Genomic DNA, 10,722 nt, shown 5'->3' with positions numbered 1-10,722 from the left:
CGGAACGTAGGGGATGGGCTTGTGGACTTGCGAACAGTAGTTCGGGGGATGAAGCAAGAAGCCCCTTCCTCGCCATCAGGCAGGGAGGGGGTAGTTCACTTAACTTTTAAATGGACTATTTCAATTGATTTAACCTTATTCACTATATCAAGTCGTTCTTTTCACGCTTGACGCAGGAGAGCGGTCTTGCAAACAAATAAGAAGAAAAAGGAAAGAATAGGCAAATAAGAGTCCAAATCTGCTTTTATTGCCTTTTACTACATTTCCCAGCTTCTTAGTTCTTCTTTCTCTCTATTTCTTTCTTCTTTCCCAGCTTCTTCTTTCTTCTTTCTCTCTATTTCTTTCTTCTTTCTTCTTTCCTCTTTTTTGCAGGGCCGCCAGACAAGCTGGTGGAGCAGCTTGTATTTACCTGTAGTTTGAAATTTTCTCTGTGGATTAAAGTGCGGTTTCCGGGAACAAGGGAAATATTCTTCGAGCAGGGAAGGCGTTTCCCATAACGCACGCTTTTTCTTAATAACAGCATGATTACCTGTTATTATTTTTCTTACGTAGCTGACAAGAAAGCTTCATCCCTAAAAGTCAGAAAATAAATACAAAAAATTTGCTTTTTGGATATTTTGAATAATATCGGCAAATTAAGCAGGGGCTGCCGATATATTATTACCAGGAGTTATTATATATAATTATCATTATATACTTATTAATATGGTCTTGCCAGTTGTATGCCTATATTTATAAGATCTGTTTGATTTTTGAAAAATAGGCATATTGATATTGATTTTTACTGGAATGGACGATTGTAAGTGCTAAACACTGAATAAAGAAAGAAAAAGACAACTAATAACCAACAACCACAGAAAACTAATTTTCAGAATCCTGGGAGAATAAAAATGAAAACCGGAAAAAGGCTGTGTTCAATAGTTGTAGCTTTATTCTTTTTGCCTTTCATCTGTGCGACCGCGTCTGCGGATATGGCACAGGGTATTGAAACTCAGATAACTGCCGATGAATCCGACCAGGGGAGTACCCTGATCTACGGGGAAAAAATAGTGTATCAGGATTTGCGCAATGGAAACTACGATATCTACATGTATGACATCTCCACTTCCACCGAAACCCGGATCACCACCAATGAATCAGATCAATTTGGTCCTGCTATCTACGGGGACAGGATAGTGTGGTATGATGCTCGTAATGGAAACGGCGACATCTACATGTACGACCTTTCCACTTCCACCGAAACCCCGGTAATCACCGCCGAATCCGAACAGGGAGGCGCTTTAATCTATGAAGACCGGATAGTCTATCAGGACTCACGCAATGGAAACCTGGATATCTACATGTACAATCTTTCCACTTCCGTGGAAACTCAGATCACCACAGATGAAGCCGATCAGTGGGATCCTGTTATCTATGGGAACCGGATAGTGTGGACTGATTCCCGTAATGGAAACTACGATACCTACATGTACGATCTCTCCACTCACAGGGAAACCAGGATCTCAAATGAATCAAGAGTTTTGAATTTAGGGCGGTCTAATATCTACGGGGATAGGGTCGTATGGACGGGTGCAGATTCCACAGGACTCATTGACATTTACATGTATAATATCTCCACTTCCACCGAAACCCGGATAACTACCGGAAATTATGGCTCAGGCTGGTCTCCCAATATATACGGGGATAAGATCGTCTGGATGGATGGGCGCAATGGAAACCAGGACATCTACATGTACGACCTGTCCACCTCCGCCGAATCTCAAATTACCACCGATGAATCCTTTCAGGGGTGGCCTGCAATGTACGGGGACAGAATCGTCTGGAGTGATGACCGTAATGGAAACCGGGACATCTACATGTTTACTCTTGATTCCGGTGAGTTAAAGCCTCCTGAAATACAGGGTACGGAAACTCAGATCACTACCAATAACTCAAGCCAGATGGATCCCGAGATTTATGGTGAACGGATTGTGTGGCAGGATGATCGAAATGGATATTATGATGCCTACATTTACGATCCAAACTGGGATATCTACATGTATGACCTTTCAAGTTCCGCCGAAATTCAGATTACCACCAGTGAATCAAACCAGAGCGGCCCTGCTATTTACGGGGACAGGATAGTCTGGACAGATGATAGGAATGGAAATGCGGATATCTACATGTATGACCTCTCCAGTTCCACCGAAACTCAGATTACCACAAACGAATCGAATCAAAGTGGGCCTGCTATCTATGGGGACAGAATAGTCTGGACAGATGATAGGAATGGAAATGCGGATATCTACATGTTTAATATCTCCAGTTCCATCGAAACTCAGATAACCACCAACGAATCGAACCAGAGAGGGCCTGCTATCTATGGGGACAGGATAGTCTGGACAGATGAGCGGAATGGAAATGCGGATACCTACATCGTCGACATCTACATGTACAACCTTTCTACTTCCACGGAAACTCAGCTCGCAGGAGATGGAGGTTTTCTTGAATACGGGCCTGCTATCTACGGGGATAGGGTGGTGTATATGAGTGAAGGGGCAGGCGATTTAGTCTGGATGTATAACCTTTCTACTTCAGAACTGACTTTCATTGCCGCCGATGCGTGGAGCCCGGCAATCTACGAAGACAGGATAGTGTTGATGTATGGAATGGTGTTCCCAGACATCTACATGTATGAAATCTCCAGTTCCAGGGAAATACCGATAACCAGCGATGAAGCCGTTTATCATGGGGCTCCAGATATATATGGGGACAGGATAGTGTGGCAGGATGACCGCAATGGAAACCCCGATATCTACATGTTTACTCTTGCTTCGGCTGAGGTGCCGGCTCTGGAGGGAATGAAGGCTCTCAGGGAGTATGTGGAAAATACCTACAAATGCCATGTGCTGACAAAAAACGCTCTTACTGAGCTTCTTGATACATCGAAAGGTTTCCACGAAAAAGGAGAGGATGCAAAAGCCGTTTCCATGCTTAAATCCTTCATTCATCTCGCTGAAAAAATGAAGGTATGCGAGCAGATTTCGGCTGCTGAAGCGGATTACATGGTTGATGAAGCAAAGGGGATTATCGACCAGATACAGGTTCATTAAGGGTGAGAAATGGAGTTAACACCGCCACGGCGATGATAGGAAAAGCAATGGCATATTATATGCAATCATTGCCTTTTCTTTTTGACCCTTTTCCCAATACCTCATTAAATCATTTTTCTCTCAGCATCTTTTCCATTTCTGCGGCTATTTTCCGGACTTCAGGTATTTCATCAGTTTCAGCTAGCCTGTAGACCATGTCAAGCATCTGTTCCCTCAGGAACTCCAGATCTTCAAGGGCAAAGCTCATTTCTTCGATGAGAGCTCCCAGGCTTTTTGTTTCGATGAAATCTGATAGCTTTCCAGGGTCTGCTTTTATCAGGAGGAGAGCTTCAGGGGAGTTAAAGTCCACATTATATTCTTCTTCAAAGGCCCCTTTTGGAAGGGTTTTGAGCCACCTGACCCTCCTGATATGGGTGATAAAGTCGCTGAGCTGCCTGTATTCGTAGTCCCCGGAAATCTTTCCGATCAGTACTTCATTTTTGGTCTTGAGGGGGACTGCTACAAGGTCTCCTTTTTTTATTTTTGTAATGAAAGAGCAGATATCCTCTGCCCAGGTTCCGGAACGATCTCCTCGCATGCCGGGATATTTTTCGAGTATGAGTTTTTTTACCTGCTCTTCGTTTTTAATATTCGATAAATCGGAGAACTCGGACCACCCGATGGTAACCACGCTGTCCTCCCGAATTATTTCTTCGTCTTCTAAAGTGCCTGCGGCTTTGAGCAACCAGAGCTTCATAATCCATCTCCATTTTCATTATTAATATGGCAGTTATTACTTCTTATCTGCCCATTTTCACATTGCATAAACATTATTCTGGTCAGAACAGTCCATTAATCTTTATTTGAATCTTTATTTGAATCTTTATTTGAATCTTTATTTGATTAATCCTTTAATCCATCCGGTCAACCTTTAAGTTTATTTTATTAACTTTTAAGTCAATCCTGATAACTTTTCCGACCTTTGATCTTCTACAGACTCGTACACCTTTTTTGCTATTAACTGTTTCCCGCAGTCCGGGTATTTTTCGGAAAAACTCTTTTAAGTTTACATCCCCAGGTACAGGTATGGGCAAAAATTGGGAGCATTTATGGGTTTGTTTATGTGCCTCATGAACCTGAAATTGATAGCAAAGGGCTGAATTCAGATGATTTACTGTGAATGCAAGGAAGTTAGGATCCGTAAAAATACAGAATGAAACGTTGAGGAAGTTCAGAGTAAAAAAAGCCGGTTTAAAAGCGGGTTCAAAAGCTGTTTTAAAAGCTGGTTTAAAAGTTGGTTTAACTGAAATTTTAAAGAAGTTCAAAAGCCTGGCTTTTCTTCCAGTGGTTCAGCCATCTGCATGCAGTGCCAGAAAAGCTCCTTTCCCCAGCCTAAAGCTTTTTCATCTGTGGCTACAAGTATCTGGTCCCTCAATTTGCCATCATTTTCAAAAAGTTTAAGTGCAAGAAACCTGTCAGTTACAACAATTGAGGGGATAGATGCGGGTTTTCGGCAGACAAATATTTTTGAATTCTTATTTCTGGACAGCCTGTCAGCTTCTTCCGGATAACTGGAAAACAAGCGCTCTATAACATTTTCTGTCATGCAGAGAACCTGCTTCATGCCATTTTCCGCAATGCCTGCATAAATGGAAGGGGCTTCCGGATGAAAGTAGGATACAAAGGTAAAGATCTCTTTTGAACTCAGGAGTTTTTCCAGGAGAGCTTTCGGGGTCTCAAACAGATGTTCCGCATCAGGCTCAAGCAGTTCGCAGCCCTCAAGTTCGTCAATCCTCTCCAGAAGGAAATCGGGAATCTGGGTTAAATCACGGGTCTTCCAGTATTTGTCATTGACTTCAAAAACCTCAATTGAATTCAGGAAAGGCTCCAGATTTTCGACTATTATTTTTCCTATTTCGGACAAACTGTAGACTTTCTTTACTTCGGTTATCAGGTGAGCATCTTTCATTTTTTTAATATGCGGCTGGATCGAGCCGGCATCTACGTTGAGCAACTCTTTGATTGTATCGATATCTTTTGGCTCTTCCCTCAGGAGAAGTAAAAGATCTTTTCTCCTGTCAGAAAAGAGGATGAGATTAATAAGTGACTGTTTCATCTGCTCACCTGCTCAGCTGCAGTTTACCCTGTTACTTCTGTATAATGCCCTAAAAACTTTTTCATTTTTGAGCCTAATTGCCCTCTCTGTATTAGATATTTTTTAAATAGATATTTCTTCAAATTTCAGGATTTCAAGGTTAATTATGGGCTAATATAGGTATAAATTGAAAAAATCATATTAAAAATATATAAACATCAAGAAAGATTGTAACACATAAGGTAAAAATTAATACTCAGTCGAAATAAGAATGACTGATAAAGAGAAAAATAAAAAATGAATAAAAAGTCAAAAAGGAAGAAATAAAAAACAGAAGAAGAAAATAGCACTCTGAGGAATATTTATTCATATTGGAGTTGTGAGACCACTGGATCCAAACATATACTTTTGTAGAAAATGTACATGCTCAAAAGAATCTGCACCCACGTTTGAGAACTTAACTGAGAATTTAACTGAAAACTCAGATGGCACTCTAACTGACAGTTCAGTTAAAGGTTCGGCTGCGTGCTCTATTAACAGTCCAATCACTGTAAGCAACCTGATTAGAAACTCAATCGGAATGGAGTTTTTCCCTGTCCCCGCAGGAGAATTTGATATGGGCTCTCCTTCCCGTGAGAAGCGCAGAAAGCTCTGGGAAAGCCCTGTACACAGGGTATCTCTAAAAAAACCCTTTTATCTGGGCAGGTATCCGGTTACGCAGGAACAGTGGAGTAAAGTTATGGGAAATTCTCCTTCATATTTCAAGGGTGAAAAGCACCCTGTTGAAATGGTTTCCTGGGAAGAAGCACAGGTTTTTATACGAAAACTTAATGCCGTTGAAAATACTGGCGAAAAAAGCTCAGTCTACCGCCTCCCCACAGAAGCCGAGTGGGAATATGCAGCAAGGGCAGGAACCACAAGCAGCCACTTTTTCGGTGACTGCGAATCCAAACTCACAGAATATGCCTGGTTTCTTGAGAACTCCGGACTTGAAACTCACCCTGTAGGTTTGAAAAAGCCCAATCCCTGGGGCCTTTATGATATCTATGGAAATGTAGGGGAGTGGGTACAGGACGAGTACCACATCAGCTACAAAGGAGCACCTTCAGACGGCAGGGCATGGGAGAGTCCCTTCCCAGGTATATCGGTTCCTGTACGGATAAGAAGAGGCGGAGGCTGGAACGGAAATGCCGGAGGCTGCAGGTCGGCTGAAAGGCTTTTTGCGGCGCAGGATCGGAAGCTTAACAGTCTGGGATTCAGGGTGGTCAGGGAGGTATAACTATCGAATAGTACTCGCTGGCACAATTTTCAATCATTAACTTGTATCAAGACCCCGTTTTTTTGGCTGAAACACCTGATTTGTTCGTCATTTTGTATTTTTGACGAAGCATGCTAAATCGAAGTTATATTTCTATATCCTTAACTAGAGACTATTGATTCTTCCTGGAAATTTGAAAACCGAAAATACAGAAAAAAAAAACTCTGCTGCAGGAATGCTTTTCTATATCATTTTTCCCTGAGTTTTGCACCCTTGACCCCTACCCGTTTATTCTCAGGCAGGGGCAAAAAGGAGTTTCAGGTGCTTTCGACGATTTAGGAGGCGATTTCAGATTTGCGTCTGTCGGGTAGAGACACTTATCTATACGACTAACTAATATTTAATACTTTTGTTTACTTTGTTGCTACTTGATATTAATAATATGTAGTATTGTTATACCGGTATCGAAACATGAATTTTCGGGAAAGTTTGCGAATACAGGTTGAGAAAAAATTAAAAGTAAGCCCATGAATCAAAAATCGCATAACATCTGAAAAATTAAAAATAGGGAAAACAGAGCAGATCTTCGGTGAATCAAAAATCAGTAAATCAAAAATCAGTGAATCAAAAATCAGTGAATCAAAAATCAGTGAATCAAAAATATTTGATAAAAGTTAAGTAGTATCCAATCTTCGGGTAAAATGGCGAAGAGATGAATAACTCATATGTCTGCCTTTAAGTGAAAAATAGGTTTTGAGAAGGGAAAATGATGCCGTTTCGAGATATAAACCCCGAAGAACTTGAGTTCCTTGTGAAAAAAGCCATTGAGCTGGAGGCTGTTGACGCAAAGATAATTCCCACCTATCAGGTCTTTGTAGAGAAAAGAGTGGTCTTAAAATGCAGAGGATGTGTAGGGTACGGGAAAAAACTGACCTGCCCACCGCACGTCCCTACTGTTGACGAGTTTCGGGAGATACTTAAGGAGTACAGGTATGCCCTGCTTGTCAAGTTCCGGTCTCCTGCAGTTGCAGATGAAGAGATAGCAAAAGCCCCTTATAAGACCTGGCTTGACCCTGCCGAAACTGACGAAACAAGGGAAAAAGCAGGAAAATTCTGGTCCGATTATTTCGACTACAGCAAAAAAATGCTACTCTCAATGCTTGAGCTTGAAAAAGCAGCTTTTAACGAAGGTTTTACCTTTGCAGTTGCCTTTGTTAACGGTTCTTGCAGGCTCTGTGAGAAGTGCAACGTGGAAAAGGGAACCTGCCTCCACTCAAATATGGCAAGGATCCCGGAACACGCTGTTGGAATCAATATGAAAAAGACGGCGGCAGAAGCAGAAATGCCCATAGTGTTTCCTATCAAAGGGCAGCCTGAACCGATGTCCATCCTCCTGATCGACTGAAACCGGGAAAGAAACAGTTTTAAACCCATGTCCTTATATTAAATTAGGGTGTTGCACAGTTGACAGGTCCGAAAACTCAGAACCAATGCCGCAGCAGTAGCTCTAAATTTATTTCTGTGAAAAAGAAAACAGTCATCAGAATTTATATCATCATAGGCTGGTTGATGATTGCATTAACCATGATGACTGCAACTGAGGTGGTATCTTATGATGAGATCAAGTACTTCTTCTGGGTAGTGCCAGTCTCAACAGCTGTGCTCTACCTAATATATGTGAATGGAAAGCCTTACCGGATGCCAAAAGAAGAAGAGATAAAGTCAATCCTTGCTCTCGTCTTTACTTTCTTATGTCTGATAATGGCATTTTTTGCGGCTATTTTATTGGGACACTGAAGGTCGTTAAAGAGCCGGAGCTTTTTTCCTTCGCCGGCTTCTCAACTTAAAATTCGGTATCAACTTAAAGATTTCCGCCAAATAAATAGGTAGTGCCGACCGTATTGAGCAGAAATTTCCCCGGCATCTCTTCGGCAAATCGGTTTATTGCTTTCCAGCCTGTGCAGTGCATGGGCACGACGTAATCGGGGTTGATGCGTTTCATTTCGTCAATGGTGGGCTGGATGATGGGGTCAAAGAGCTGCCCTGTCAGGTGAAAACCTCCCAGGACTGCATGGACCTTATCTGTGCCTGTTATTTTCTTTGCATGTTCTACGGTATTGATAATCCCTGCATGGGCACAGCCGCTGATGACAACAAGCCCTTTTCCCTTCAATTTTATCACAAGTCCCTGGTCATCCCGGAAGGGATCAGTTATCCAGTTTCCGTCAACCTTTGCCTCAGCCCAGGGGAATCCTTTTTCGAATGGGATTTTGCGCTCAATCTCTCCGGTTGTGTGGATAAGGCCGTTAGCAATCGAAAAAGCTTTTTCGGACTTTACGGGGACAGCTCCGGCTTTTTTCAGAATATCTTCATTGAGTACAGGTATTGGAACCGGGCGCCCGATTGCAGGAATATTCAGGTGGCGTTCAAGAAAGGCATCGGGATGAAGAATCAGCGGAATTCCAGGCGTGGTTCCTTTATCCCTTTTCTCACTTATGAGCTTAAAGAGCCCGGCAAGCCCGAGAAAATGGTCAGGGTGCCCGTGGCTCAGGACAACGGCTTCGATGCTGCCGGGATCAGCCTTCAAAAGTTCGATATTATTCAAAAGGCAGGCAGGAGTTACGGCTGCATCCATCAGCACGGTATGTTCCTCAGCCCCTTCATAAACTTTGATTAAACAGGAAAGCCCGTGTTCGGCGAGAAGGATTTGCGGTAAAGGTATCTGCGGTCGTTTGTATACGCCTGTGCTTTCTACTAACAGCATATCCGTATAATTGTCCATAAAAACTGTTATTTCCAGCCGGTCTGCTTCCCGAATATTCAGTTCATTCATATATACACCCAGCAGTTTAGTCTTTCTGGCCGTTTTTAGTCAATTATATCCAGGTTTATACAGGGCTGAAGGGCGTGAATCGTTATAAGTTTTTCAAAATTATTTGTATTGGTATCGGCAATATGTTAACCGCCTTAGCAGGATTCCCCTTCCTCATGCAGCTGTTTTCAGGAGAGTTTCATTTTTTCGGCAGGTAAGGTGTTCCGGTTTTCGGATACCGGAGATCTAGAGGGCAGGCAAAAAAAGGAAACTTCCGGGGAGAGGGTGCCCCGTAAAGCTTAGGTGGCAGTCTGCTGAGCTACGACGAAGCCGATAGTGACTTCAACGTCTTTGCCGGTGGCCTCTTTCAATCGTTCGCTAGCTACTGTGGCGATATCCGGAGGAATTTCTCCCCCGGCTTGATACCCCACTAAAAAACCTACTTTTACCGGTTCATCCAGCAGGAGGTCTGAGGGTGTATATTTGACGTTTATAGCCTCACTCCGTCCAATCCCAGCTTCTACATACTCAGGTTCTTCGAACATATCCCACAGCTCCTGGTCAACCTGCTGTTTAACCAGAGAGGCCTGGAAGGAGGTGTAAGTGACAAGGGCGAGAACTACGGAGAGGAGGGCGATTAAAATTACGAGGACTGCTGCGCGTGAGATCACCGCGGCGCGGGCACTACCAACAGCCTTTTCCTCAGCAGGACGAAAGCCGGAAAGCCAGAACAGGATGAGGGCAGATACGTTGATGGTCAGCAGGTTCACGAGCACCAGTACAGCCGCTGTTATCGCCACGCCGTAGAATCCCCAGGCAAGCCCGAGCCCCGATGTTGCGGCCGGGGGGACGAGGGCCACGGCAATTGCCACTCCCACAAGGGTAGACCCGGAGCCCCGCATAATGCTTATGGCGCCGGCAAGTCCTGAGCCCAGTGCAAGGAAGAGGGACAGGAAATTCGGGCTGGTACGTTCGGCAATCTGGCCTATTTCACGGATATCGAGTGCCGGCGGCAAAAGCAGCGTTCCCTTCATGATTGCACCTATCACGGCAGCAACTGCGATTGCAAGCAGGAGCCCTCCCACCTGTAGTTTTACCCCACGGGAGGCAAGTTCCCGCTCATTGATGACTGTCCCGACACTGGCGGAGATTGCCGGTCCCATGAGCGGGGCAACGACCATTGCCCCTATGATTGTTGCAGCAGAGTCAAGCAGCAGCCCTCCCGTAGCGATAATAGTGCTTAGAACAAGGAAAGCAAGAAATGTAGAAGTAGCAGGTGCGAGATCTTCCGCACGTGCTATGAGTTCTTCCCGAGAAATGCGAAGTCCGGAATAACGTTTCTTTAACGCTTCTAAACGTGAGGAAACAACCGTCTCGGGTGACAGGACGATTGTGTACGCATTCTCACTGATTCCCGCTTCACGCAGCCTGGCCATCACCGGTTCGACGCCGATCGGCGGTATGGGGAACTGGACCAGGGCTTCGA

General features: G+C 43.9%; 8 protein-coding genes. 4 read left to right on the top strand and 4 right to left on the bottom strand.

What is annotated here, in order from left to right; all coding sequences use genetic code 11:
- Positions 1-890 precede the first annotated feature (890 nt).
- Positions 891-3,092 (top strand): hypothetical protein, encoded by a 2,202-nt coding sequence (locus EO95_RS16730; protein ID WP_052733539.1) that lies wholly within the window; start codon positions 891-893, stop codon positions 3,090-3,092.
- A 109-nt stretch (positions 3,093-3,201) separates the two neighbouring features.
- Here EO95_RS16730 and EO95_RS07600 read toward each other — a convergent pair whose 3' ends face one another.
- On the bottom strand, positions 3,202-3,828 hold the full coding sequence (locus EO95_RS07600) for a restriction endonuclease (protein ID WP_048133623.1): 627 nt from the start codon (positions 3,826-3,828) through the stop codon (positions 3,202-3,204).
- Between the two features lie 564 nt (positions 3,829-4,392).
- The gene (locus EO95_RS07590; RefSeq protein ID WP_048133621.1) at positions 4,393-5,187 is read right to left on the bottom strand and encodes a winged helix-turn-helix domain-containing protein; all 795 of its coding nucleotides are present in this window, start codon (positions 5,185-5,187) and stop codon (positions 4,393-4,395) included.
- Positions 5,188-5,782: 595 nt separating this feature from the next.
- On the opposite strand from EO95_RS07590, the gene EO95_RS07585 reads away from it, so the two are divergent.
- From EO95_RS07585 to EO95_RS07575, 3 genes are all read left to right on the top strand, one after another.
- A complete protein-coding gene (locus EO95_RS07585) occupies positions 5,783-6,445 on the top strand; it encodes a formylglycine-generating enzyme family protein (RefSeq protein WP_235282908.1) in 663 nt (220 codons plus the stop codon).
- 745 nt (positions 6,446-7,190) lie between these two features.
- Complete coding sequence (locus tag EO95_RS07580) at positions 7,191-7,829, top strand: DUF2284 domain-containing protein (RefSeq protein ID WP_235282907.1); 639 nt, start codon at positions 7,191-7,193, stop codon at positions 7,827-7,829.
- Positions 7,830-7,993: 164 nt separating this feature from the next.
- Positions 7,994-8,221, top strand: a complete 228-nt coding sequence (locus tag EO95_RS07575; protein WP_156164010.1) for a hypothetical protein — start codon at positions 7,994-7,996, stop codon at positions 8,219-8,221.
- A gap of 64 nt (positions 8,222-8,285) precedes the next feature.
- On the opposite strand, the gene EO95_RS07570 is transcribed toward EO95_RS07575, so the two are convergent.
- Both EO95_RS07570 and EO95_RS07565 read right to left on the bottom strand, forming a co-directional pair.
- Positions 8,286-9,257, bottom strand: a complete 972-nt coding sequence (locus tag EO95_RS07570) for an MBL fold metallo-hydrolase (RefSeq protein ID WP_048133617.1) — start codon at positions 9,255-9,257, stop codon at positions 8,286-8,288.
- A gap of 278 nt (positions 9,258-9,535) precedes the next feature.
- On the bottom strand, positions 9,536-10,722 hold a 1,187-nt coding region (locus EO95_RS07565), incomplete at its 5' end, for a TIGR00341 family protein (RefSeq protein WP_048133616.1).

Source organism: Methanosarcina sp. 1.H.T.1A.1 (assembly GCF_000979295.1).
In the GTDB taxonomy this organism is placed as follows: Archaea; Halobacteriota; Methanosarcinia; order Methanosarcinales; family Methanosarcinaceae; genus Methanosarcina.
The sequence above is the reverse complement of the archived record's forward strand: the minus strand, read 5'-3'. Positions and strand labels throughout refer to the sequence as shown.

What these genes read in the sequence shown, in the direction of transcription:
- EO95_RS16730 (WP_052733539.1), top strand. Translation starts at nt 891, where the DNA reads ATGAAAACCGGAAAAAGGCTGTGTTCAATAGTTGTAGCTTTATTCTTT.
- EO95_RS07600 (WP_048133623.1), bottom strand. Translation starts at nt 3,828, where the DNA reads ATGAAGCTCTGGTTGCTCAAAGCCGCAGGCACTTTAGAAGACGAAGAA.
- EO95_RS07590 (WP_048133621.1), bottom strand. Translation starts at nt 5,187, where the DNA reads ATGAAACAGTCACTTATTAATCTCATCCTCTTTTCTGACAGGAGAAAA.
- EO95_RS07585 (WP_235282908.1), top strand. Translation starts at nt 5,783, where the DNA reads ATGGGCTCTCCTTCCCGTGAGAAGCGCAGAAAGCTCTGGGAAAGCCCT.
- EO95_RS07580 (WP_235282907.1), top strand. Translation starts at nt 7,191, where the DNA reads ATGATGCCGTTTCGAGATATAAACCCCGAAGAACTTGAGTTCCTTGTG.
- EO95_RS07575 (WP_156164010.1), top strand. Translation starts at nt 7,994, where the DNA reads ATGATTGCATTAACCATGATGACTGCAACTGAGGTGGTATCTTATGAT.
- EO95_RS07570 (WP_048133617.1), bottom strand. Translation starts at nt 9,257, where the DNA reads ATGAATGAACTGAATATTCGGGAAGCAGACCGGCTGGAAATAACAGTT.